The sequence below is a fragment of the Kribbella sp. NPDC059898 genome, from assembly GCF_042730855.1.
Lineage (GTDB): Bacteria > Actinomycetota > Actinomycetes > Propionibacteriales > Kribbellaceae > Kribbella.
The window spans coordinates 282252-305930 of the sequence record NZ_JBHWKR010000012.1; the positions used below are offsets into that span (position 1 = coordinate 282252).

Genomic DNA, 23679 nt, shown 5'->3' on the forward strand with positions numbered 1-23679 from the left:
CGACGGTCCTCCCTCCGGCCGGAGAGTGAGAGCAACAACATTCACTCTCCACCACGAGGTAGAACCACATGAGAACCGTCCTCTCACGACGTACACGCGTCGCGTTCGCCGCAACCACCGCGGCCCTGGCCGCCGTGGCAGGCGGTGTCAGCCTCACGGCTGCCGCAGATGTCACCCCCACCACCACCGCGGCTACTGGTTCACCAGTGGTGGCTGTTGGGAACGGCGCGCTTCGGGGGCTTGCTGTTGACGGGACCGCCGCGTTCCGGGGGATTCCTTATGCGGCGGCGCCTACCGGAAACCTGCGCTGGCGGGCACCGCAAGCTCCTGCGAGCTGGCGTGGTGTCCGGGACGCGACGACGTACGCGCCCGGCTGCCCGCAAGCACCAGGTATCGCCCCGCCGGGCACGCTCAGCGAGGACTGCCTGTACCTCAACGTCTCGACAGCCGCCCTCCACACGCCGGCCAAACGCCCGGTCATCGTCTGGATCCACGGCGGCGGCCTCACCGCGGACAGCGGATCGAACTACGACGGTACGAAGCTCGCGAAGGCCGGTGCGGTCGTCGTGACGATCAACTACCGGCTCGGCGCCCTCGGCTTCCTCGCCCACCCCGCGCTCGCCTCGCGCCCCAGCGGAGCCACCGGCAACTACGGACTGATGGACCAGCAGGCGGCCCTCCGCTGGGTGCAGCGGAACATCGGCCAGTTCGGCGGCGACCCGCACAACGTCACGATCGCCGGTGAGTCCGCGGGCGGTCTGTCCGTCCTCGCCCACGTGACCTCGCGCAGCTCGAAAGGCCTGTTCCAGAAGGCGATCGTCGAGAGCGGAGCCTTCGCCCTCGAACAGGAATCACACGCCAAGGCAGAGGCCTTCGGCAAGGACTTCGCCACCAAGGTCGGCTGCGCGGACCAGTCCGCCGACTGTCTCCGCAAGGTCCCGGTCCAGACCCTGGTGGACAACCTCGACAACCTGATCCCCGGGTACGTCGACGGCGCCGTCCTGAAGGAATCCATCGGCACCGCACTGGCGGCCGGCCGCTTCAACCACGTCCCGATCCTCAACGGCAGCAACCACGACGAGGAAGCCCTCTTCACCCTCGGCGGTCACGTCGTGAGCCGCGGCTACAACCTCCCCTACACCACCCCGGTCACCCCGGAGAACTACGAACAGAACATCGCCACCGCCCTCCGTACCACCCCCACCCGAGCCGCAGCGATCGCCCAGACCTACCCCCTCAACGCGTTCTCATCGCCCGACAAGGCGTTCGGCACGCTGATCGGTGACGCCACCTTCGCCTGCGGCGCGGAGCAGGTCGACAACTGGACGAACGCTCGCTCGTACGAGTTCAACGACGACACCGCGCCGTTCCTGTTCGCCCCCGCCGGCGCCATCCAGGTGGCGACCCACGGCTCCGAGATGTGGTACCTCTTCGACCTTCCCAACGCGCCCTTCCCGCAGCCGCTCAACGCGCAGCAGACCAAGCTGGCCGACACGATGCGTGCCGACTGGGTGAAGTTCGCCGCAACCGGCAACCCCTGGCCGGCCTACGGGCGCAACCACGTCACCAAGTCCTTCCAGCTCCCGGCGCCGACCGTCTCGACGGACTTCGTCGAGCGTCATCACTGCACCACTTTCGCACAGAATCTTGACAAGGTTAAGTAAGTAGCCAGAAGATCACCGCCATGACCAGATCCGTTCGGGGCAAGGCGTTACGAGTCGCGGTCGCCGGGCTCGCGGTCGCGGGGCTGCTGCCCGCAGGTTTCAGTACCTCGACAGCAGCTCCCGCGCCGACCGCCGCGACCACCACCACCCAAGTCCTCTCCGGCCCGGCGGGGGACAAGGCCGCCAAGCCCTACATGGGCTGGAGCAGCTACAGCATGCAGGTCTTCAACCCGAACGGCGGCAGCTGGATCACCGCCGACCAGCTGATCAAGCAGTCCGACGCGATGCACGCGAAGCTGCAGCCGTACGGGTACAACTACCTCAACATCGACGCCGGCTGGAACGACGGCATCGACGCGTACGGCCGGCCGACGCCGAGCAAGAAGCTCTACCCGAACGGCCTGCAGGCCGTCTTCGACCACATCCACGCGAACGGCCAGAAGGTCGGCCTATACGCGATCCCGGGCGTCAGCAAGGCCGTGATCGACGCCAAGCTGCCGATCTACGGCGCGCCCGAGTGCACCACCGCCGACCTGCCGGTGCAGCCGCTGCAGAAGGCGGACTACTGGGGGATCGGCTACCGGCTCGACTTCTCGAAGCCGTGCGCGCAGAAGTACGTCGACTCGATCGCGGACCTGTTCGGCTCCTGGGGCCTGGACTTCCTCAAGTTCGACAGCGTGACGCCGGGCTCCGGGATCAGCGACCTGTCGGTGGACGCGCGGGACGACGTGAAGGCGTGGTCGCAGGCGCTGCAGCGGCACAACATCTGGCTCGAGCTGTCCTGGGCGCTCGACATCAACTACGCCGACACCTGGAAGCAGTACGCGAACGGCTGGCGGATCGACTGGGACGTCGAGTGCTACTGCACGGGTACGGCGCTGACCGCCTGGCCGAACATCAACCGGCTGTTCCCGAAGCTCGCCGAATGGTGGCGGCACGCCGGCCCCGGCGGCTGGAACGACCTCGACTCGCTCGACGTCGGCAACGGCTCGATGGACGGTATGACCAAGGACGAACGCCGTACGGCGGCGACGTTGTGGGCGGTGTCCGCGGCGCCGATGTACATCGGCAACGACATGACCAACCTGGACTCGTACGGCCTCAGCCTGCTGACCAACCCCGAGGTGATCGCGGTCGACCAGGCCGGGCGGCCGGCGCACCCGGTGTCGACGAAGTCCAACCGGCAGGTGTGGTTCGCGCTGAACGCGGACAGCTCGTACACCGTTGCCCTGTTCAACCTCGGCCAGACCGACTCCGACATGACGGTGAACTTCGGCGACCTCGGCCTGAACGGCGCCGCGAAGGTCCGCGACCTGTGGGCCCGCAAGGACGTCGGCACGTTCGCGTCGAGCTACACGGCAAAGGGTGTACCGATCCACGGCGCGCGGCTGTTCAAGGTCACGCCGCAGAAGAACTCCACGATCAGCGTGAACGACGACGACCTCCGGGTCGCGTACGACGGCGCGTGGCAGCGGAACAACAACTACGAAGTACCGGCCGTGTCGCAGGCGCTGACCGTCGGGGTGACGGACTCGTCATCGAAGACCGCCGCGAAGGCGCTCGACCTGCCGACCCGGACCGTGCAGGTCAACAACAACGACTCCGGCATCGTCTACACCGGCAACTGGAACTACAGCTCCGGGCGCGGGCTCGGTGACTACCAGGACGACGTGCAGTGGACGGAGACGAACGGCGACTCGTTCTCGTACCAGTTCGTGGGTACGGGCGTGGACTACGTGACCGAGACCGATCCGGGGCAGGGTGACGTCGACATCTACATCGACGGCGAGCTCAAGCAGACCGTGAGTACGTACCTGGATCCGTCGCAGGGGCACAACAAGCCGCAGCAGGTCGTGTACAGCGTCTCGGACCTGCCGAACGGCAGCCACACGATCCGGGGCGTGAAGAAGTCCGGTCAGTTCATGCTGCTGGACAAGCTCAACATCCGGCAGGAGAGCCTGCTCAACCCGGACACCGCGGCGTTCGACAAGAACGCACCGGCCGACGTGAACGTGACGCTCGGACGGGATCCGGGTGAGCTGGACGGCATCGCGTACGCCGGCAAGGACCTCGTGAAGGGCACCGACTACACGGTCAACGGGAACGTCGTCACGATCAGCGAGGCGTACCTCGCGACACTGCCGGTCGGGAACGCCGCTCTCGACGTACGGTTCCGCGGCGACTACCGCGACGACATCCACGCCACGAAGGACAACGGCGCCGCCGTCAACTTCACCTTCACCGGAACGGGTGTCGATTGGAGTACGGCGCTCGCACCGGACCAGGGCAGCGCCGACGTGTACGTCGACGGCAAGCTCGTCCAGCGGGTCAACTTGCACGGCGACGTACGCCTGACAAACCAAACCGTCTTCACCACCACAGGCCTGAAGAACGGCGAACACACCCTGAAGATCGTCAAGGTCGACGGCGACACCCTCCGCAACGACACCATCCACTACACGCTCGCAAAGTAGTCACCGCCAGGGAAACAACCAGGGTCGGCACCGTCGACCCTGGTTGTTCCCTGAGTCACAGTGCTCTGACTGACTGATCAGTCAGTAACTTGTTAACCTTGACGGGTGTCTTTGAGTGATCTGACCGTCTCGCGCCGCCGAAGCCGCCGGCGGGAAGACTCGCGGCTGGCCGACCACGTCGACCGGCTCGGCGAGGAGCACCCGCCGATCCCGCTGGGCGGTGTCGACTACACGATGCAGAAGCCGGACCTGCTGGCCGAACGGTTCGGCCCGGTGCTGGCCTACATGACCCGCGTCGAGCTCGAGGTCGAGCGGAACGTGCTGGAGCTGAACATCCTGCTGCCCGACCCACCCGAGGTCGACCGGCACTTCTACGCCGACGTGTGGATGCCGCAGGAGACCCGGCACGGGCAGATCCTCGACAAGCTGCAGGACCTGCTCGGCGTCGAGCCGCACGAGGCGAACCTCGACGAGGTCTCGTTCAGCCTCAAGTTCCTCGGTGCGCTCGGGAAGGTTCCGGGGGTGCAGGACATCAGCCGGATGCTCTACTACCTGACCGGGCTGGCCACCGAGCGTTCCGCCGTACTCGCCTACAACAAGCTGCACACCGGGCTGGCCGAGCTCGGCGAGCGGGCCATCGCCGCCACGGTGATCGCGCCGATCCGCCGGCAGGAGCCGGGCCACTTCGCGTACTACCAGATGGCCGCCCAGCAGTTGTGGGACCAGCTGTCGGGTTGGCAGAAGTGGCTGACGCGCGGGCTGCGGAAGCGTACGTTCGAAGTGACTGGCGCCTACAACAAGCTCCAGGTCACCCAGTTCGGGGACGTGATGGACAAGCTGAGGTTGAGCGAGGGCGGCGAGGCGCAGCTGCGGAAGTACGCGGAGCAGGTCGGGCGGGCCGAACACGACCTGCTGTGGGCACATCGCCGGGGTCTCCGCGTCCCCGACTACGTGTTCAAGTCCCTCAAGCGGGCTGCTGTGCTCGCTGCCGAGCGCAAAGGTGAGGTCTGGCCCGCACCGCACCCCTCATGACCGCATCCGCGCACCACCACAGTCCCCGTGACGGGACGCGATCGACCAAACGGCAGGTCATCATCGAGACCGCCGAGCGGCTGTTCGCGGAGCACGGGTACGACGCGACGTCGACGGCGCGGATCGCGACCGAGGCCGGCGTACCGTCCGGGCTGGTGTTCTACCACTTCGCGACCAAGCTCGACCTGCTGCTCGCGGTGGTGCACGAGCGGCCGGCGCCCAGTGAGGTCCTGCGGTCCGCGGCGCGCGGGCGGACGGTACGCCGGCGGTTGCGGGCGATCGTCGCGACGATGGCGGCCGAGCTGGAGAACGACCGCGCGGTCCGGATCATCGTGTTCCGGGAGGCGCAGGGCCGGCCGGAGATCGCCTCGCGGGCGGGCGAGATGTTCGCGGACGCGACCGCGACCGTGGCCGACGTACTGGCGGGAGCCGACGACGTGGTCGCGGATCGGGCCCGAGTGCGCACCGCGGCGGAACTGGTGGTGAGCCGGGTGTTCCTGGACACGGTCGCACTCGGGCAGGTCGAGCCCGCCACCAAGCGACACGCGGCGATGATCGACCTCATCGTGGAGACACTGACCAGCACGCCAGGCTGATCAGGCCCAGGGGTCGAACGGGATCCCGGCCGGCTTGGACGCGTTCAGCAGGTTGCGGAACCGGTCGTCCTTGTCGGTGATCTTGATCGTCGCGGACCCGAAGTCCGCGGTCATCAGCGTGTCGCGCAACGCCGTACTGGGATAGCCGTTCCAGCCGACGAGCGGTGGGTGGCGCCAGTCGTGGTAGTGGTTCTCCGGCGGTTCGTCGTTGCTGTTCGCGAGCCGGAAGAAGTGCGTACTGGCGCCGTCCTTGTGGTAGACGACCTTCGGGTGCGAGCCGTCGAAGCGGACCTGCGAGCGGGCGTAGGTGACCTGGCTGGAGTGCTGCGTGGTGGTCACGTACTCGACCTGGTTGGTGGCCTGGTTGACACAGGAGATCACGTGTTCCCAGTCGTGCCGGTGACCGCCGAGGCTGCTGCCCGGCAGGGCCTGGTCCTTCTCGAAGTAGCTGGCGTACACGATCGCGCACCAGCCGTTGTTGCACTTCTCCCGCGAGTAGGTCTGGGAGTTGTCGAGGTCGGACTGGTCCCGGCAGTTGCCGTTCAGCGCGCCGGTCGGGTTCAGGCCCGGGTTCAGCGTGCCGTCGGGGCCGATCGCCGGGGTGGCGTAGCAGCCGTCGGTGTCGTAGTCGTAGGCCGGCGAGAACGACTGCTCGTACCCGTCGGCGTTCTGCGGAAGGTTGTGCGGTGGCTCGGCGTAGGCCATCGCGGCGGAGGTGATCATCAGGGCGGCGGTGCCGAGGACGACGCCGAGCGTTCGTCGGGGCATGGATGCTCCTCACTTATTTCAGGGCGGAAAGGAACTACCCGAGAATGACAGGACGAGGCCACCTCCGCCTATACGTCACGTGGCTACAGGTTGACGGTCGGTGAAAGCCGGAACCAGAGGGTGCCGAGAGCGGTTCGCGTGCTGCACAGTAGGTCCCTGGCACCTGTCGCGGTGGGGAGACCGCGGCGGTGTCCGTGGGGAGGACCACAGATGCCTGATGACGACCAGGCGGAGTTCAAGCCGCCGCCGCCACTGCCTGACGGATCGATGCCGACGTACGGCGGCCACGCGCTGCCCGAGGATCCGCCGCCACCGTTCGGCTGGGGCCCGAACCTGTCGCGGCTGGACAATCTCGAGCAGGCGCCGCCGCGTGCCGAGAGTCCGCTGCTGATCGTTGCCCTGATCGTCCTCGGCGGCGTGGCGGTGTCCGTTCTACTGGCGGCGCTCTCGGCCCACGTCTGACGCGCCGAGCACGGCGAACCCAGCCACGGCGAGCGCAGTCAGGCCGGCCGGGACGAAGAAGACGTGGGGGAGTCCGATAGCGGCCACGCCGATGCCGCCGATGGTGCCGGCCACCGGCAGCGGTGTGTGCAGTTCGCGGACCAGGAACAGCGTCAGCTGCGGAGTCGCCGACGACACCCCGATGCCGGCGACCAGCAGCGACAGGAACGCGGAGCGGTAGAACCGTGAGCCGAGGACGATGCCGAGCGCGGACTCCGACCGGTCGAGCATCACCGTCGGCGCTGCACGGCGATCCCTCAGTTCCGTCACAGGCTCAAGTCCATCACGTTCAGGACCAGAGCGCCTGACTGACCGCCGCGCCCAGGAAAACGCTCCCCAGGCCGGCCACGATGCTCGCGGTCACATTCGCGACGGCGAGGAACCGGGCCCGGTCCTCGAACAGCCGGATCGTCTCGTACGAGAACGTCGAGTACGTCGTCAGCGCACCGCAGAAGCCGGTCCCGACGAACAGTTGGACGCCCTGCGGGAACGCGTTCGACGCCCCGGCCAGGAACCCGAGGACGAGCGAGCCGAGCACGTTCACGCTGAACGTGCCCCACGGGAACATCGAGTCGTGCCGGGCCTGGACGGCGCGGTCGGCGACGTACCGTAGCGGCGCCCCCATCAGGCCGCCGGCGATCACCAGCAGGAGCCGGGTCATCGGGTCCTCCAGGTGATCAGGGCCCGCGTCGCGCTCACCGTGCAGCGGACCGCGAGCAGCGCGCCGGCGATCGTCGCGGCGAGGTACAGCAGCCCGGTCCCGGCGTGGCTCCCGGTGACAAGCTTCTGGATGTCCACGGCATACGTCGAGAACGTCGTGAACCCGCCGAGCACCCCGGTGCCGAGGAACGGGCGGACCAGCCGCTGCTGGGTGAAGACGTCGGTGACCAGCACCATCAGGATGCCGATCAGCCCGCAGCCCACGATGTTGATCAGCAGCGTGTTGACGGGGAACCCGCCCGCCGGCGTCGGCCAGCCGAGGCCGATGAGGTACCGCGCGGTGGCGCCGAGCGCGCCGCCGGCCGCGATCACGCCGAGGACCGCCGGGTCGTGCGCTCGGCGATCGCGGCCGTCGACCCTCAGGTCGACGTCGGAGTCGACCGCGCCGCGCGGCAGCGGGTTCACCGGGTGGTGCTCCAAGACAGGCCTCCTACCAGCACAGACCTCCCGGCGCGACGCCGAGAGGTTTCACAGGTAGGGACTGTTGGCCGCCGGACTGACGACAGTTCGGTCCGGCGAGCCCCACCGCCGGTCGATCGGCCTCCAGCATAACGGAGACCGATCTCAGGTGGATCTGGTGACCCGGACGTGGATGTTCTTCATCAGCGGCTGGTCGCTCTGGGTGCTGTAGTCGCTCGCGGCGATCAGCACGTTCATCTCCGGCATGTAGCCGGCCGCGTTCCCGCGGGGCATGTCGTAGCGGAGGGCGCGGTACTCGCGGAGCACCCGGGTGGAGCCGTCGCGGGCGGTGGCGGTGATGTCGACCAGGTCGCCCTGCCCGAGGCCCCGGGCCTGCATGTCGTCGGCGTTCATCAGGATCAGCGTGCGGAGGTTCTTCACGCCGCGGTACCGGTCGTTGTCGGAGTAGATCGTGGTGTTCCACTGGTCGTGCGACCGCATGGTCTGCAGGATCAGTACGTCGTCGTCCGCGGGCCGCAGGTCCGGCAGGTCCGCGGTGGAGAACTCGGCGCGGCCGGTCTCGGTCAGGAAGACGAGTTCGCGGGCGGGCTGCCGGAGCCGGAAGCCGAGTGGGTGCCGGACCCGCCGGTTGAAGTCCTCGAACCCGTCCAGCGCCCGCGCCATGATGTCGCGGATCCGGTCGTAGTCCTCGACGTACGCCGTCCACGGGGTCCGGGTGTCCGGCAGCGTGGCCCGGGCGATCCCGGCGACGATCGCGGGCTCGGACAGCAGCGACGGCGACGCGGGCCGTTTGCGGCCGGTCGACAGGTGCACCATGCTCATCGAGTCCTCGACCGACACCGACTGTGGGCCGGCCTCCTGGACGTCCAGCTCGGTCCGGCCGAGGCACGGCAGGATCAGCGCCTGCCGGCCGTGCACGAGGTGGCTGCGGTTCAGCTTGGTGCTGACGTGGACGGTCAGCTCGCACGCCCGCAGGCCCTCGGCGGTCGCGGCCGTGTCCGGCGCCGCCAGCGCGAAGTTGCCGCCCATCCCGACGAACACCTGCACCGATCCGTTCCGCATCGCCGCGATCGTCTTCACCGTGTCCAGGCCGTGGTGCCGGGGTGGGGCGATCTCGCAGGCGGCGGCCAGCCGGTCGAGGAACGTCGTACTCGGCCGGTGGTCGATCCCGCAGGTGCGGTTGCCCTGGACGTTGCTGTGCCCGCGGACCGGTGACGGCCCGGCGCCTTCGCGGCCGAGGTTGCCGCGGAGCAGCAGCAGGTTGACGATCTCCCGGACGGTGTCGACGCCGTGCTCGTGCTGGGTGACGCCGAGGCACCAGCTGATCAGCGTCCGCCGCGACCGCGAGTAGATCGTCGCGGCGCGGCGGATGTCCGCCTCGGTCAGCCCGGACTGCTCGACGAGATCCGCCCAGTCCGTCTCCTCGCAGATCTTCCGGTACGCCGCGAAGCCGTCCGTGTACCGCTCGAGGAACACCTCGTCGAGCGCCTTCCGATCGGTCTCGGCCTCCTCGAGGACGGCTTTCGCGATGCCGCGGAGCAGCGCCAGGTCGCCGCCGACCCGGACCTGCAGGTTCAGCGTGCTGGTCGGGGTGGACTTGTTCAGCGCCATGTCGACGAACTCGTGCGGCACGATCGTCCGCCCGGCGGCGGCCTCGACGAGCGGGTTGATGTGCACGATCTGCGCGCCGCGCCGGTACGCGTCGGACAGCGCGGTCAGCATCCGCGGCGCGTTCGAGGCGGCGTTGACCCCGAGCACGAAGATCGCCTCCGCGGTCTCCCAGTCCTTCAGGTCCGCCGTACCCTTGCCGGTCCCGAGGGCGGCCTGGAGCGCGCGGCCGGAGGCCTCGTGGCACATGTTCGAGCAGTCCGGCAGGTTGTTGGTGCCGTACTCACGGGCGAACAGCTGGTAGAGGAACGTCGCCTCGTTGCTGAGCCGGCCGGACGTGTAGAACGCCGCCTGGTCGGGGGAGTCGAGCGCCTGCAGTTCCGCGCCGATCAGGTCGAACGCGGCCTGCCAGCTGATCGGTACGTAGTGGTCCGTCGTCGCGTCGTACACCATCGGCTCGGTCAGCCGACCGGCGTCCTCGAGCGCGAAGTCGGTCCAGCTCTCCAGTTCGGTGACGGTGTGCGCGGCGAACAGTTCGCGCCCGGCGCGCTTCGGGGTCATCTCCCAGACGACGTGCTTGACGCCGTTCTCGCAGAGGTCGAGCTTGAGGCCGTCGGTCGCGTCCGGCCAGGCGCAGCCGGGGCAGTCGAACCCGCCGTTCTCGTGGTTCATCCGGAGCATCGCCCGCGGCCCGGACGTGATCGCGTGCTCGCGGCCGAGCACCTTGGCCACCGACATCGCCGCACCCCAGCCCGCGGACGGGTGGTGGTAGTCCTTCTGCGACCACTCCGCCTCGGTCGTCGGTCCGTCGCCGCCCTGGTCGCTCATCGTCTCCCGCTCCCTCTGCGTAGGGGTCTAGAGACGAGTCTGCACCTGCCGGTCGCCGGGCGCGGAGAGGTTGTCGACACCGACAGCCGGTGTCGTCAGCGGCAACAGCCGGACGGCGTACGCCGCGGCCGCGAGCTCGGAGGCCTGGCGCGGATCGGTCAGCGAGCGGCCGGTCAGCTCCTGGAGCCGGCGCAGGCGGTAGCGGATCGTGTTCGGGTGGCAGTGCAGGGCGGCACCGGCCGCCTCCGCGGAGCCGCCGTGGTCGAGGTGCGCGTCGAAGGTGTCCAGCAGTACGGCGCGGTCCTCGGCCGGCAGCGTCAGCACCGGGCCGAACACCTGCTGCGCGATCCGCCGGCCCTCCCGCGGATCCATCGCCATCATCCCGGCCAGCGGGCTGGAGTCGAACACCTGCACCTCGGCCGTCCCGACCGGCAGCGTGACCAGCGCGGTCCGCGCGAGCTGCAGCGCCCGTGGGGTCTCGGCGGGGGAGTCGTACGGCGGACTGATCCCGGTCCGCGCCGTCGCCGCATCCCGCAGCAGGGCGAGCAGCGGTGCGGGATCGTCCGGGACCGAGACCAGCCCGAGCTGCAGCGCCGGTGTCAGCCGCCAGCCAGAGACGACGCCGTACCCGGCGAGCTGCTGCTCGATCCCGGGCAGGCTCTCCTCGGCCAGGCCCTTGGTCTCGGCGGCGACCACGATCAGCTGGCTGTTCGGCGGGAACCCGAGCAGTGCGGCAGCCTCCCACGGACCGCCCTGCGGGCCGGGCTGACCACTCAACAGCGCCTCGACCAGCGCCGACCGCTGATGCTGCTGGGCGACCAGGATCGCGGCGGTAGTCGCGCGGTACTCCTCGGTCGCGGCGAGGGACTGCTCGTCGCTCAAGCGCCACAGGACACCGGCCGCGGTCAGCAGGCCGTCGGCCTCGTCAGGTTCCCAGCTGCGCCGGACGTGCGCGACGAGCCGGTCCCACAGCACCTCGAAGCCCAGGCGGTAACCCTGCAACACCTCGGGCAGCGGGACGCCCTGCTCGGCGCGCCGCCGCCCGGTGTACTGCGCGGGGCGGGTGTCGAGGGACGTGTCCGGCGCACGCAGCACACCGATCGTGGCCCGGATGTTCCCCTTGACCGACCGGTGCATCTCCTCGTCCGTGACGACGCCGGAATCCCGGTAGAACGGGATCTTCCGGCGGATCGCCGTACACGTCTCGCCGGTCAGGTCGTCCAGGTGCGCGTCCGCCCAGCGGGCGAGCGCCGCAAGTCCCGTACTGCTCATCAAGTGCCTCCCTGGGGCCTCACATCATGCCCCAACACCAACGACGCCGCCCTCCGGACGTCATGCCGGAGGGCGGCGTGCCTGGTAGTACGGAGCGGTCAGCCGCCGTTCAGGACGTCGTACTTCGGGGCGATCCGGAAGTACTGCGGGTCCGAGAACGTCAGCGGGACCTTGCCCAGGCTCCGGATCGCGGTGCTGCCGCCGTTGGCGTGGCCGACGGCGTACAGGTAGCCGGACTTGGTGTCGCGGTCGATGCCGAGCAGCAGCGTGCCGTTCGTGCCGCACTTGGTCGCGATCAGCTGCTCGAAGCCCTGCCAGGTGGACCCGCGGACGACCTTGCTGGTCGGCGCCGCGAGGTACTTCGTCGGCCAGGTCACCGTGACCAGCGCGCCGGACCGGGTGTTGGCCAGGAACGTCTCGGTGGTCGCGGTGCGCCCGATCAGCGCGATGCCCTTGACCGTGCTCAGGCCGCCGACGCCGGAGGTGATCCGCCAGCTGCCGCCGTCGGACACCCAGCGCTGCGTGATGCCGTCGGTGCGCTGCCCGTACAGCAGCACCCGCGCCGGGTCGCCGGCGTTCGCCGGCTGCAGGACGGACTGCTCGATCCAGCGATAGTTCCCCCAGCCGCCGCCGACGCGCAGGTTGTTCTTCGGGTAGTGCGGGTCGAGCTGGCTCTGGCCGTCGACGACGAACGAGTTCGTGTACAGCGCGCCGGCCTGCACGGTCAGCCCGGAGCGGGCCTCCAGGGTGCTGAGCAGCGGCGTACCCGTGAAGGTGCTGATGTGCTGCACCTGGTTGGGCGCGAACACCCCGGCGGTGCCCCGGACGCCGCCGATCGTGATCGGGCTGGTGGCGTTGACCATCCGGCTGGTGAACGCCCCGGCGGACGTCACCGATCCGAGCCGGAGCGCGCAGGCGGCAGTGGTGGCGCTCTGCCCGGCCGACGTGGACTGCTGTGCCTGTGCCGTCGCGGCCGTGCCGATCCCCAGCGCGAGCACGGCGGCGGAAGCGAGACCTACGGTCTTGCGAATCATGGCGGTTCCTCCCCTGACGCGGAGGCGCCCCCGCCTCCGTCGTACCGGATTGGAATCCGGACCGGGCCGAAAAGTTGCCGCTATCGTTGGGCATCTTCGACGGGTTTTGGAAGGGGTCCGACGGTGGCGAAAGTACTGGCGGCCGGGCCGGCCCTGATCAGGGTGTCGACGGCGGTCACCGAGCAGTACGAGCGGATCAGCTCGGACCTCGGGCTGACCATGCAGCAGGCGCGGCTGCTGTTCGTCCTGCACCGGCAGCCGACGAACATGCTCGGCCTCGGCGCGGAACTGCGGCTGACCAAGTCGACGATGACCGGCGTGGTGGCCCGGATGGAGACCGCCGGCCTGGTCGCCCGGGTGCCGGACGAGACCGACCGGCGGAACTTCGTCGTCACCCCGACCGAGCGCGGCGCCGAGGTCGCTGAGGAGTTCGAGCGCCGGCTGCGCACCGAGGTACGGCGGATGCTGCAGGTGCTGGCGCCCGCCGAACGCGACACCCTCGGGCTGCTGCTGACCGCGGTGCTGGCCGGCCAATAGTACGAGTGTCGGACTGATTTCGCGGAACCCCTGGTGCTTGGTCCGGGCTCTCGGCTACTCTCAAATTGGTACGAGAGTCGTACCGATTCTGGAGGTGGCCCGATGGTTTCGATCGATGTCCAGCGGCAGCCCGTGGCGGTCGGCCGCCGCCGGTACGCCGTTCTGCTCGCCGCCGCGGTGGTGGCCGCCGGGCTGAACTACCTGGTCGCCCGCGGCGCGATCGCGCTCGGTGCCGAGGCCGGCTTCGCGCCGCTGACGGCACCGGTCTTCGTCCCGCTGACACTGATCGGGACCGCGGCCGGCTACGTCGGCTGGACGGCCGTTCGCCGCCGGTCCGCGGCCGCGCTCAAGGTGGTGGTCCCGGTGGTGCTCGTGCTGTCGATGATCCCGGATCTGTTGCTGCTGGCCACCAAGTTCATCCCGGACACCTCCGGCACGGCGGTCGCGGGCCTGATGCTGATGCACGTCGTCGTGACGGCCGTCGCCGTGCCGGCCTATCGGCTTACTGCTTGAGCGAGGCGAACAGGTCGTCCAGCGGTACGCCGGGCGTGCGGCCGTGCTCGACGTACCACTCGCGGCCGAGCATCGACCGGAACAGCCACCGCGGCAGCTTGAGCAGCAGGCCCAGCGTGCGGTCCCCTTCGTCGGCGGTCGCCTGACTCGCGTGCGCCTCGAACGACGCCCGCTTCTGCGGCGCGTACCGCCGAACGTCGACCCGGTGCGTGATCGCCGTACTGGGGGAGTAGGCGTGGTCGTACGCCGCCGTCGACACCGCGGGCAGGACGCCGGGGATCGCCGTCACGATCCGGATCAGCCGGCGGATCAGCCGCCGGTCGATCGTTGCCTCGAGCACCAACGGGGTGCCGGCCTGCTCGGCCGCGTACGTGCCGACCGTGTACACCTGCCGGTGATCGGGATGCCCGTAGCCGCCGGCCGGGTCGTAGATCGTCAGCGCGTCGGCCCGCTCCTCCTGGAGCAGCTCGATCAACGGCTGCGCCGCCTCCGCCGCGGGGAGCGTACTGAAGCCGCCGTCCGCGGGCGGCGCCGACGACCCGGAGTCCTTGAAACCGAACCGGACCACTCGCGCGCACCCCAGCGCGGCCGCCGACCGGTCCAGTTCGTCGCGCCGGTACGACGCCAGCCCCGGACCTGAGCGGTACGACGAAGCGGCCGCTCCTGCCTCACCGTCCGTGGCGACCGCGAGTACGACGCGATGCCCTTCCGCGGCGAGCCGGGCGAGAGTGCCGCCCATCAGCAAGGCCTCGTCGTCCGGGTGCGCGTGGAAAGCCACCAGGGTGTACGGCCCCGCCATGCTCGAAGCATGGCATGCCGTACGCCCTCTGGCCAGCGGCTCTCAGCACCCTCTCAGCACCGGAGCGACAGGCTAGGTCCTGATGAACGAGCGAGAACGGCTTGCGGGTTGGCGACGGCGGCTGCTGACGTCCGTCCTGAGTGCGTTGGTAACGGGGGCCCTCGTGGTGTTCCTGCCACGAGCGGTCGGCTCGACCTGGCACGAGGTCGGCGACGTACTCGCACGGGTGTCGGTCGGCTCGCTGATCCTGCTCGCTGTTGTCTGGATCGCCGGGTTGTGGGCACATTCGTTCGTCCTGGCCGCGTCCTTGCCCGGACTCACGAAGCGCCGCGCGCTGACGCTGAGTCTCACCGGCAGCGCGGTGGCAAACGTTCTCCCGCTCGGCGGCGCCGTCGGTACGGCGCTGAACTTCACGATGGTGCGCCGCTGGGGCTTCACCCGGCGGGCGTTCGGCGGCTTCATCACCGTGACCACGCTGCTGAACGTGGTGTCCAAGCTCGGAGTGATCGCGATCGCGCTCGGCCTGGTGCCGATCCTGCACAGCGCGGCCGCGTTCGGCCCGAGCAGCCTGCTGTTCCTGCCGGTGCCGGTCGGCGTCCTGCTGGGCGTCTGGATGCTGGCCGACGAGCGGGTCGCCAGGACCATCGGCCGCCAGTTGGACAAGGTGTTCCGGCGTTCGCGTCTCGAGGAACGGCTTCCCCGGTTCCGGCGGACGACGCTGCAGCTGATGCGCACCGGCTGGCGGCCGATGACAGGCGGGATGGTCGCGTACCTCGCCCTGCAGCTGGCGCTGCTGTGGCTGTGCTTCCAGGTGCTGCACGTACCCCTCGGCCTGGCGGTGCTGTTCACGGCGCTGGCGGTGGAGCGGTTGCTGACGCTGGTGGCCATCACGCCGGGCAGCGCGGGCATCGTCGAGATCGGTACGACGGCCGCGCTGGTCGCGCTCGGCGGCGACCCCGCGGGCGTTGCCGCGGGGTTGCTGCTGTTCCGCGGCTTCACGTTCCTGATGGAGATCCCGGTGGGCGGTGTGATGCTCGCGATCTGGACCTCCCTGCAGCGCCGGACGCAGGCGGTGGCGGCATGAGGATCGCGCTGGTCAGCGACGTCTACCTGCCGGCGCTCGGCGGCATCGAGCTGCAGGTGCACGACCTCGGGGTGCACCTGATCCGGGCCGGTCACGACGTCACGATCTACACGCTCCAGGAGGGCCAGGCCGCCGGCGTACCGGTGGTGCGGCTGCCGTCGATGGCCGGGATGCCGCTGCCGTCGTCGGTCGATCGGCTGCGGTCCGAGCTGGGGTCGTTCGACATCGTGCACGCGCACTCGTCGATCGTGTCGCCGCTCGCCTGGCGGGCGGCCCGGCTGGCGCGGTCCGCGATCGTCACCGTGCACTCGTTGCCCGGTCCGACGATGCCGTGGCCGCTGGCGACGCTCGACCGGTACATGGGGAAGGTCGGCTGGACCGCGGTCAGCGGGGCGGTCGCGAACGTGATCCGGCGGGCGTTGCCGGGGCGTACGGTCGACGTACTGCACAACGGCGTCGACCCGGCCGCGTGGCGATCGCCGCAGCGTCCCGAGCACCCGTTGACGATCGTGAGCACGATGCGGCTCGCCCGCCGGAAAAGACCGCTGGCGTTGCTCGACACCCTCGCCGCGATCCGCGACCTCGTACCGTCGCACATCCCGCTCCGGGGCGTGATCGCGGGCGCCGGGCCGCGCGAACGCGCGCTGGACGCGCGGCGGCAGGACTTCGCGCCGTGGGTGGAACTTCCCGGGCGGTTGACGCGGTACGAGTTGCGGCAGCTGTACGCGTCCGCCGACGTGTACCTGGCGCCGGCGGAGCTGGAGTCGTTCGGGGTGGCGGCGCTCGAGGCGCGGTGCGCGGGGCTGCCGGTGGTGGCGATGTCGACGGGCGGTGTCGGCGAGTTCGTCCGGAACGGCATCGAGGGGTACCTCGTCGACACGGACAACGAGATGGCCCGGACGACGGCGGCGCTGCTGATGACTCCCGCCGTACTGAACCGGCTGCAGCAGTACAACCAGCACACGCTGCCGAGCATGACCTGGGAGCGGGTGATCGCCCAGCACGTGGCGGCGTACCAGGCTCAGCTTGTCCTCAGGGAAGGATCTCTAGCCTCGGCATCATGAGGCGGAGCTGGGTCGAGCAGCTGATGGGGATGCCCATCAGCGTGCTGGCCCGGGGAGAGTACGCCGACTCCGCCGCGGCCGAGGCCGCGGTCAAGGAGCTGTACGCCGAGCTGGACGACGTCGACCGGGTGTTCTCGCCGTACAAGCCGGACAGCGACGTGAGCCGGCTCGGGCGTGGCGAGGTCGGCTGGGACGAGGTCCGTGCCGATGTCCGCGATGTCGCCGAGCGCTGCACCGCGGCGCGGGAGCTGACCGGCGGGCTGTTCGACGCGGACCTGCCGGACGGCGGCTGGGATCCGTCCGGGCTGGTGAAGGGCTGGGCGGTCGAGCGGGCCGGGGACCGGCTGCGCGCGGTGGACGGCGTCGACTGGTGCCTGAACGCGGGCGGCGACGTCCTCGTCGTCTGCCCGAGCGGCGAGCCGTTCACGATCGGGATCCAGGACCCGCACGACCCGGGGCGGGTGGTCGCGAGCCTGGCGCGGACCGGGGGAGCGGTGGCGACCAGCGGTACGGCGTCCCGCGGCGAGCACCTGTACGACCCGCGCACCGGTCGCCCGGCGACGAGCCGGTGGCTGTCGGTCTCGGTCAGCGGGGCCTCGCTGGAGTACGCCGACGTCCTCGCCACGGCCGCGTTCGTCGCCGGGGACGACTGGCCCGAGGTGCTGCCGCCCGGCTACGAAGGACTCGGAGTACTTGCCGACGGCAACCTTGAGGCCACACCCGGGTGGGGCGTGGCGTGAGCGGGCGGATCCTGCTGATCGAGGACGACGCGGACCTGGCCGGCCTGCTCGACCGGGTCCTCCGCGACGAAGGGTACGCCGTCAAGCTCGCCGCCGACGGGCACACCGGGCTGCACGTCGGGCTGACCCGCCCGTTCGACGCGATGATCGTGGACCGCGGCCTGCCCGCGGTCGAAGGGCTGGACCTGATCGCGCGGTTGCGCAGCCGGGGCGTCGGTACGCCGATCCTGGTGCTGTCGGCGCGGAACAGTACGGAGGACCGCGTCGAGGGGCTCGACGCGGGCGCGGAGGACTACCTGACCAAGCCCTTCGAGCTGACCGAGCTGCTGGCCCGCCTCCGCGCGCTGCTGCGGCGGCACCTCGACCATGCGGGGCAACTCGCCGTACCGGGTGGGCTGCTGGACCTCTCGACGCGCACGGTGCAGCGGACGGTCGGTGGGCGGGTCGAGTTGTCGGAGCGGGAGGCGGCGCTGCTTGGTCTGCTGGCGGCGCGGCCCGGGGTCGTGTTCAGCCGTGCCGATCTGCTGGACCGGGTGTTCGACGAGGCGGAGTCCGAAACGGTCGTCGACACCTACGTGCACTACTGCCGCCGCAAGCTCGGGCAGGGCGTGATCAGTACGGTGCGCGGCCTCGGCTACCGGCTGGGTGGTGCATGAGCGGCAGGCCCATCGGCGACGAGGTGCTGGTACGGCGTGCCGCGCGCGGTGTCGCCGTACAGGCCGCGGCGCTGGTCGCGCTGGCGATGTTGCTGCTGATTGTGCTCGTCACGGTGGTGATGATCCACGGGCAGTCGGGGGCGGCCGACGATCTGCTCAGGTCCGCGGTCGCGACCGCGGACGACGTCGGCGATCCGCCCGCCGGCGCCTGGCTGGTGATGGGCGACTCGGCGTCGCCGGGGTTGCCGGACGATCTGCGGCCGGATCTGCTGGCGCTGCGGACCGAGGCCGCGAACCGGGTCCAGGTGACGACGGTCGAGGACGACGACGGCGAGTACCGGATCGCGACCGGGCTGGTGAAGGGACGCCCGGTGCAGGCGGTGCTCGACCTCTCGGCGCAGCACAAGGAACGGGCCCGGATGCTGCAGGCGATGGGGCTCGCCACGGTGCTGGCGCTGGTGCTCGCCGGGCTGCTGGGCGTGCTGATCGGGCGTCGCGCCGTCCGGCCGCTGGCCGAGGCGTTGACGTTGCAGCGGGCGTTCGTGGCGAACGCGGGACACGAGCTGCGGACGCCGTTGACGTTGCTGAGTACGCGCGCGCAGCTGCTCGGGCGGTCGTTGCATCGCGACGGAGCCAGCGAGCAGGTTCTGGACGACGCGGACGGCGTGCTGCGCGACACGCGGCGGTTGACCGAGGTGGTCGACGATCTGCTGGCTGCCGCCGATCCGCGGCGCGCGGAGGCACCGGAGCCGGTCGACCTGGTCCTGCTCGCCGACGACGTCGCCGAGGCGGCGAGCGCGCATGCCCAGCAGGTGGGCGTCCGGGTCCGGGCGGCCTCGGATCGTGAGAGTGCGCCCGCGCTCGGTTCCGCGAGTGCGATCCGGCGGGCGGCGCTCGCACTGGTGGACAACGCGATCGATCACACCCCGCGCGGCGGCGAGGTGCGGATCGTGGTCCGGAGACAGCGCCGGGACGTGATCCTGTCGGTCAGCGACACCGGTCCCGGGATCGGCCCGGAGGCGGCCCAGCGGGTGCTGCGGCGGTTCGACTCCGGTGGCCAGCGGCGCGGGCGGGCGCACTACGGGCTCGGCCTGGCGCTCGCGCACGACGTCGCGAACCGGTTCGGCGGACAGCTGCGGCTGGCGCCGAGCGAGGTCGGGGCGACGTTCGAGCTGGTGTTTCCGGCGGTCCGCGACGACGCTGCGGGGAAGCGCCCTCCGGGCGCGCGGTGACGGGTCCGGGCAGGTGCCGGCCGGGACCTCGGTGGGTGGTCCAAGGAAGGGCTAAGAATCGGCGGGCATCGTCGGGGGCATGACCTCCCGTGGAGCCGCGTCGGCGATCAGCAGCCCGCGGCTTCCGCGCATGCGCCGCCGGGCGCCGCGGACGCCGTCCTGGTGGCGGGACGCGGTCGGCATCTCGTGCTGGGCGAGCGTGCTCGTGGTCGTCGCGCTGTGGGTCTCGGGACGCGGCCTGCAGAGTCTGGTCAGCGGCCCCGCGGACCTGATCACGTCCCTCGGCCGGCTCTCCGGGCTGGTGGCGGCCGACCTGCTGCTGATGCAGGTGTTCCTGATGGCGCGGGTGCCGATGATCGAGCGCAGCTACGGGCAGGACGAGCTCGCCCGGCGGCACCGGCTGGTCGGCTTCTGGTCGTTCAACCTGCTGCTCGTGCACATCGCGCTGATCCTCGTCGGCTACACGCTGCGCGATCACAACGACCTGCTGCACGAGACGTGGACGGTCGTCACGACGTACGGCGGGATGTTGCTGGCGACCGCGGCGGCGATCGCGCTGACCCTGGTCGTGGTCACGTCGATCCGCGCGGCGCGGAAGGTGCTGCGGTACGAGTCGTGGCATCTCCTGCACCTGTACGCGTACCTCGGGGTCGGGCTGTCGATCCCGCACGAGATCTGGACCGGTGCGGATTTCACGACCTCGCGACTCGCCCAGCTGTACTGGTGGACGGCGTACGGCGTGGCGGCCGGGGCGCTCGTGCTCTACCGGGTGCTGTTGCCGGCCTGGCGGACGCTGCGGCACGGGCTCACGGTCCGTGAGGTGATCCAGGAAGCGCCCGGCGTCGTGACGGTCCTGATCGGCGGGCGTGGCCTGCACCGGATGCCGGTGCGGGCCGGGCAGTACTTCGTGTTCCGGTTCCTCGACGGGCCGGGGTGGTCGCGGGGGAATCCGTACTCGTTGTCGGCTTCGCCCGCACCCGATCGGCTTCGGGTCACCGCGAAGGCGGCGGGGGACAGCAGCAGCCGGCTGGCCCGGTTGCGGCCGGGGACACGGGTCGCGGTCGAGGGGCCGTACGGGCGGTTGACGGCCGAGCGACGCGTGACCGAACGGGTCGCGATGTTCGCCTGCGGCATCGGGATCACGCCGCTGCGGGCGCTGCTCGAGGAGCTCGAGTACCGGCCGGGGGAGGCGGTGCTGGTGTACCGGGCGCACAGCGAAGAGGACCTGGTCTTCCGGGACGAGCTCGAGCAGCTGGCGCGGCGCCGGGGGATCGCGGTGCATTACCTGCTCGGGCCGCGGTTGCGCCGCCGCCGGTCGTGGCTGCCGGACGGCGCCGCGTCCTGGTCGGACGAGTACGCCGTACGCCGGCTGGTGCCGGGGATCACCGAGTACGACGTGTACGTGTGCGGCCCGGACCCCTGGATGGACGCGGTCGCGGCGGCCGTCCTCAAGGTCGGCCTGCCCGCGAACCAGTTGCACCAGGAACGATTCTCATGGTGAAGGGAGAACGTGCGTGAGGCGCGGGATCAGGCTGCTGATGACGGTGGCGACGACGGCGGTAGTCGCTGTCGCCTTCCGTGCGAGCCTCCAGCAACCCACCACCACAACCACAGGCGCAGCCGCGGTGGTCAACCCGGTGACGCCGGCGCCCACCTCCGCGCACACGACCAGCCGGCACCAACGGCGCCCGGCGTCGCCGACGCCGGCCAGGGGTGGGACGCGCACCGCCGTGCCCCCGCGGCCGGTCGACCCCACCCCGTCTCGCACCCTGTCTCCTCCGCCGGCCAAGTCGGTGGTAGTTGCCGGTGGTGTGGTGGACACGCAGTACGGGCCCGTTCAGGTGGAGGTTTCGGTCAGCGGCGGGAAGATCACCAGGGCTCACACGCTCCAGCACCCGACCGGCGGGCGGAGCGATCAGATCAACAGTTACGCCGTACCGCAGCTCAACCAGGAGACGATGACGGCGCAGAACGCCAAGATCGACACCGTCTCCGGAGCGACCTTCACGTCCGGCGGCTACCGTCAGTCGTTGCAGTCCGCGCTCGACGCCGCGCATCAGGCGGGCGCACTGTGACTGTCCACGCCGAGCGACTCCGGCGCAACCTGCTCGTCGGCGGCGGCACCGGCGTACTGCTCCTGCTGCTCTTCCTCTACCCGACGAGCACCAACCAGGTCGACCATCCGGCCGCACCCGCGGCCGCGCCGGGAGTGGTGAGCTCGTCCACCGGGGACCTCACCGTGAACGGTACGTCGGCCGGCACGCGGTACGGTCCGGTCCAGGTGCGAATCACCGTCCGCGCGAGCAAGCTCGTCGCGGTCGAGGCGATCGCGTACCCGTCGTCGGGTGGCCGGGACCGCGAGATCAGCTCGTACGCGCTGCCGCAGCTCAAGCAGGAAGCGCTTGCTGCGCAGAGTTTCCACATCGATACGGTGTCGGGGGCAACGTTCACCTCTGATGGATACCGTCGCTCGCTGCAGTCCGCTCTGGACGCAGCGCATTTCCGCAGTGCCGGCTGAGACCACCGGAGTTCGTTGACGGTTCAGCTGGCCGTGTGAAACGTGCCAGACCGGGGTGCTACCTGGTAGACACGGGTCCGGTACGTGTTGCGGACAGGGAAGCGGCTTCGATGGTGATGGCATGGCGGTTCGGCGCTGTTGGCGTGGACGCCGTCATGGACGTGATCCAGGACGGCGCGCGGTTCGCGGAGTGGATGGTCGCCGTACCGCCGGAGGTCCGCGCCGGACCCAACTGGCCGCGGAAAGGCAGCGTCGTCCAGCGCTACGACGGCCGCGAACCGCGGATGCGGCACGCGGAGAACCGGCACCTGACGGTCGCCCTGGTCGAACGCTGGCGTCCGGAGGACGACCTGGTGCTGCGGCTGCGCAGCGGTCTCGGGGGATGGGTGCGGATCTGGATCAGGGTGCAGTCCCGTCCCGGCGGCGCGCTGATCGAGGTGCACGCGGAGCCGATCACCGCCACCGCCCGGCTGCGCTTCACCGGCAGCGCGCGCGGTGCCGCCGAGGAACGCTGCGCCCAGGTCGCCGAACGCCTCATCGAACTCGCCACCACCCAAGAGGACTAGGGCACCAGCACGATCCGTCCCAAGACCTCGCCGGCGTCCATCTTCTGGTGCGCCACGACCGCGTCGTCCAGCGGCAACTGGTCGTGGATCACCATCGGCAGCTGCCCGGCCGCCGCGGCGGCGAACTGGGCGACGCGGACGGTACGACGATCCGCGGGCGGGACCGTGTCCGCGCTGAACGTTGCGAACGTCAACGACTTCCGGAAGTTCGCCATCAGCGCCGTACCGAGGTCGGCCGGCGGTGGTCCGGCGAGCGCGCCGACCGCGACCAGCCGCCCGTTCGGCCGCAGCCTCCCGAGGAACGACGGCAGCTCCGGACCGGCGACGACATCGATGATCACGTCGTACGCCGCCGGGCCCGCACCCGCGCCGGACCGATCCAGCACGTGCGTCGCGCCGACCGTGCGCAACAGCTCTCCGCGTTCGGCCGACGAGGTCGTCACCGCCACCGCGGACGCACCGCCCTGCGCGGCGAGCCGCACCGTGAGGATGCCGATGCTCCCGGCCGCGCCGCGGACCAGGACCGACTCGCCGCGCCGGAAGTGCGCCTGAGCGAGCCCGAAGTGCGCGACGACCCCGGAACTCCCGAGCGTCACCGAGCCGGCGGGGGACAGACCGGGCGGCAACGGTACGACGTCCTCGACCGCGGCGATCGCCTGCTCGGCGTACCCGCCGCCGAGGCCGGTGAACGCCCAGACCCGCTGCCCGATCCAGGCCGGGTCCGTATCGGGGCCGACGGCAACCACCGTCCCCGCGACCTCCGACCCGGGCACCAGCCCCTCGCGGAAACCGAAGGCCGACAGGCTCCCGCTGCGGATCAGCACGTCGACGCCTCCGACGCCGATCGCCTCGACCGCGATCCGGACCTGCCCGCTCCCCGGTTCCGGCTCCGGGAGCTCGACGACGCTCAGGCCCTCGGGTCCACCGAACGTCTTGATGGCCACTGCCTTCACTGCACTCTCCTAATCAGTTTTTGGGAGTGAGCCATCCGGCAAACTCCTGGTGGTAGCCGGCTGGTGGGTGAGCACTCTTTTCTCCTGGACCCTGGAGTCC

At 70.4% G+C, this 23679-nt stretch carries 25 protein-coding genes; 16 read left to right on the forward strand and 9 right to left on the reverse strand.

The window, feature by feature from the left end; translation table 11 throughout:
• Positions 1-68 precede the first annotated feature (68 nt).
• The 4 genes from ACFV9C_RS32530 (at position 69) to ACFV9C_RS32545 (ending at position 5766) form a co-directional block, all read left to right on the forward strand.
• Positions 69-1664 (forward strand): carboxylesterase/lipase family protein, encoded by a 1596-nt coding sequence (locus ACFV9C_RS32530; RefSeq protein ID WP_380199441.1) that lies wholly within the window; start codon positions 69-71, stop codon positions 1662-1664.
• A gap of 20 nt (positions 1665-1684) precedes the next feature.
• Positions 1685-4138 (forward strand): X2-like carbohydrate binding domain-containing protein, encoded by a 2454-nt coding sequence (locus ACFV9C_RS32535; RefSeq protein WP_380199443.1) that lies wholly within the window; start codon positions 1685-1687, stop codon positions 4136-4138.
• 105 nt (positions 4139-4243) lie between these two features.
• Positions 4244-5170 (forward strand): GTP-binding protein LepA, encoded by a 927-nt coding sequence (locus tag ACFV9C_RS32540; RefSeq protein WP_380199445.1) that lies wholly within the window; start codon positions 4244-4246, stop codon positions 5168-5170.
• Positions 5167-5766, forward strand: a complete 600-nt coding sequence (locus ACFV9C_RS32545) for a TetR/AcrR family transcriptional regulator (RefSeq protein WP_380199450.1) — start codon at positions 5167-5169, stop codon at positions 5764-5766. Before ACFV9C_RS32540 ends, ACFV9C_RS32545 begins: the two co-directional genes overlap by 4 nt.
• On the opposite strand, the gene ACFV9C_RS32550 is transcribed toward ACFV9C_RS32545, so the two are convergent.
• Positions 5767-6534 (reverse strand): NPP1 family protein, encoded by a 768-nt coding sequence (locus tag ACFV9C_RS32550; RefSeq protein WP_380199452.1) that lies wholly within the window; start codon positions 6532-6534, stop codon positions 5767-5769.
• A 210-nt stretch (positions 6535-6744) separates the two neighbouring features.
• On the opposite strand from ACFV9C_RS32550, the gene ACFV9C_RS32555 reads away from it, so the two are divergent.
• A complete protein-coding gene (locus tag ACFV9C_RS32555; protein WP_380199454.1) occupies positions 6745-6996 on the forward strand; it encodes a hypothetical protein in 252 nt (83 codons plus the stop codon).
• On the opposite strand, the gene ACFV9C_RS32560 is transcribed toward ACFV9C_RS32555, so the two are convergent.
• The 6 genes from ACFV9C_RS32560 to ACFV9C_RS32585 form a co-directional block, all read right to left on the reverse strand.
• A complete protein-coding gene (locus tag ACFV9C_RS32560) occupies positions 6967-7305 on the reverse strand; it encodes a hypothetical protein (protein WP_380199456.1) in 339 nt (112 codons plus the stop codon). The genes ACFV9C_RS32555 and ACFV9C_RS32560 overlap by 30 nt on opposite strands.
• A gap of 19 nt (positions 7306-7324) precedes the next feature.
• Entirely contained in the window at positions 7325-7696 is a 372-nt protein-coding gene (gene crcB, locus ACFV9C_RS32565) for a fluoride efflux transporter CrcB (protein ID WP_380199458.1), read from the reverse strand.
• The gene (locus ACFV9C_RS32570) at positions 7693-8175 is read right to left on the reverse strand and encodes a CrcB family protein (protein ID WP_380199460.1); all 483 of its coding nucleotides are present in this window, start codon (positions 8173-8175) and stop codon (positions 7693-7695) included. Before ACFV9C_RS32570 ends, crcB begins: the two co-directional genes overlap by 4 nt.
• A 144-nt stretch (positions 8176-8319) precedes the next feature.
• The gene (locus tag ACFV9C_RS32575) at positions 8320-10611 is read right to left on the reverse strand and encodes an FdhF/YdeP family oxidoreductase (RefSeq protein WP_380199462.1); all 2292 of its coding nucleotides are present in this window, start codon (positions 10609-10611) and stop codon (positions 8320-8322) included.
• Positions 10612-10638: 27 nt separating this feature from the next.
• Complete coding sequence (locus ACFV9C_RS32580; RefSeq protein ID WP_380199464.1) at positions 10639-11883, reverse strand: PucR family transcriptional regulator; 1245 nt, start codon at positions 11881-11883, stop codon at positions 10639-10641.
• Between the two features lie 98 nt (positions 11884-11981).
• Positions 11982-12917, reverse strand: a complete 936-nt coding sequence (locus ACFV9C_RS32585) for a hypothetical protein (protein ID WP_380199466.1) — start codon at positions 12915-12917, stop codon at positions 11982-11984.
• 123 nt (positions 12918-13040) lie between these two features.
• On the opposite strand from ACFV9C_RS32585, the gene ACFV9C_RS32590 reads away from it, so the two are divergent.
• The gene (locus ACFV9C_RS32590) at positions 13041-13454 is read left to right on the forward strand and encodes a MarR family winged helix-turn-helix transcriptional regulator (protein WP_380199468.1); all 414 of its coding nucleotides are present in this window, start codon (positions 13041-13043) and stop codon (positions 13452-13454) included.
• 102 nt (positions 13455-13556) lie between these two features.
• Positions 13557-13967 carry a DUF6069 family protein gene (locus ACFV9C_RS32595; protein ID WP_380199470.1) on the forward strand — a complete coding sequence of 137 codons (411 nt, stop codon included), beginning with the start codon at positions 13557-13559 and terminating at the stop codon, positions 13965-13967.
• Here ACFV9C_RS32595 and ACFV9C_RS32600 read toward each other — a convergent pair.
• Positions 13957-14766 (reverse strand): PIG-L deacetylase family protein, encoded by an 810-nt coding sequence (locus tag ACFV9C_RS32600; protein ID WP_380199472.1) that lies wholly within the window; start codon positions 14764-14766, stop codon positions 13957-13959. The two genes, ACFV9C_RS32595 and ACFV9C_RS32600, sit on opposite strands and share 11 nt — an antisense overlap.
• A gap of 82 nt (positions 14767-14848) precedes the next feature.
• Here ACFV9C_RS32600 and ACFV9C_RS32605 point away from each other — a divergent pair, with 82 nt between their 5' ends.
• The 9 genes from ACFV9C_RS32605 to ACFV9C_RS32645 all read left to right on the forward strand — a co-directional run bounded on the left by ACFV9C_RS32605 (position 14849) and on the right by ACFV9C_RS32645 (position 22626).
• Positions 14849-15850, forward strand: coding sequence for a YbhN family protein (locus ACFV9C_RS32605; RefSeq protein WP_380199474.1), 1002 nt, complete (start codon positions 14849-14851; stop codon positions 15848-15850).
• Positions 15847-16914, forward strand: a complete 1068-nt coding sequence (locus tag ACFV9C_RS32610; RefSeq protein WP_380199476.1) for a glycosyltransferase family 4 protein — start codon at positions 15847-15849, stop codon at positions 16912-16914. Before ACFV9C_RS32605 ends, ACFV9C_RS32610 begins: the two co-directional genes overlap by 4 nt.
• Complete coding sequence (locus ACFV9C_RS32615; protein WP_380199478.1) at positions 16911-17654, forward strand: FAD:protein FMN transferase; 744 nt, start codon at positions 16911-16913, stop codon at positions 17652-17654. Before ACFV9C_RS32610 ends, ACFV9C_RS32615 begins: the two co-directional genes overlap by 4 nt.
• Complete coding sequence (locus ACFV9C_RS32620) at positions 17651-18310, forward strand: response regulator transcription factor (RefSeq protein WP_380199480.1); 660 nt, start codon at positions 17651-17653, stop codon at positions 18308-18310. Before ACFV9C_RS32615 ends, ACFV9C_RS32620 begins: the two co-directional genes overlap by 4 nt.
• Positions 18307-19542 (forward strand): sensor histidine kinase, encoded by a 1236-nt coding sequence (locus ACFV9C_RS32625; RefSeq protein WP_380199482.1) that lies wholly within the window; start codon positions 18307-18309, stop codon positions 19540-19542. The genes ACFV9C_RS32620 and ACFV9C_RS32625 overlap by 4 nt, the downstream gene beginning before the upstream one ends.
• A 79-nt stretch (positions 19543-19621) precedes the next feature.
• Complete coding sequence (locus tag ACFV9C_RS32630; protein ID WP_380199484.1) at positions 19622-21043, forward strand: ferric reductase-like transmembrane domain-containing protein; 1422 nt, start codon at positions 19622-19624, stop codon at positions 21041-21043.
• Positions 21044-21056: 13 nt separating this feature from the next.
• A complete protein-coding gene (locus ACFV9C_RS32635) occupies positions 21057-21617 on the forward strand; it encodes an FMN-binding protein (protein WP_380199486.1) in 561 nt (186 codons plus the stop codon).
• A complete protein-coding gene (locus ACFV9C_RS32640; RefSeq protein ID WP_380199488.1) occupies positions 21614-22060 on the forward strand; it encodes an FMN-binding protein in 447 nt (148 codons plus the stop codon). The genes ACFV9C_RS32635 and ACFV9C_RS32640 overlap by 4 nt, the downstream gene beginning before the upstream one ends.
• 110 nt (positions 22061-22170) lie before the next feature.
• Positions 22171-22626 carry a hypothetical protein gene (locus tag ACFV9C_RS32645; protein ID WP_380199490.1) on the forward strand — a complete coding sequence of 152 codons (456 nt, stop codon included), beginning with the start codon at positions 22171-22173 and terminating at the stop codon, positions 22624-22626.
• Here the strand turns inward: ACFV9C_RS32645 and ACFV9C_RS32650 are convergent.
• Positions 22623-23579 carry an alcohol dehydrogenase catalytic domain-containing protein gene (locus ACFV9C_RS32650; RefSeq protein WP_380199492.1) on the reverse strand — a complete coding sequence of 319 codons (957 nt, stop codon included), beginning with the start codon at positions 23577-23579 and terminating at the stop codon, positions 22623-22625. The two genes, ACFV9C_RS32645 and ACFV9C_RS32650, sit on opposite strands and share 4 nt — an antisense overlap.
• Positions 23580-23679: the final 100 nt, after the last annotated feature.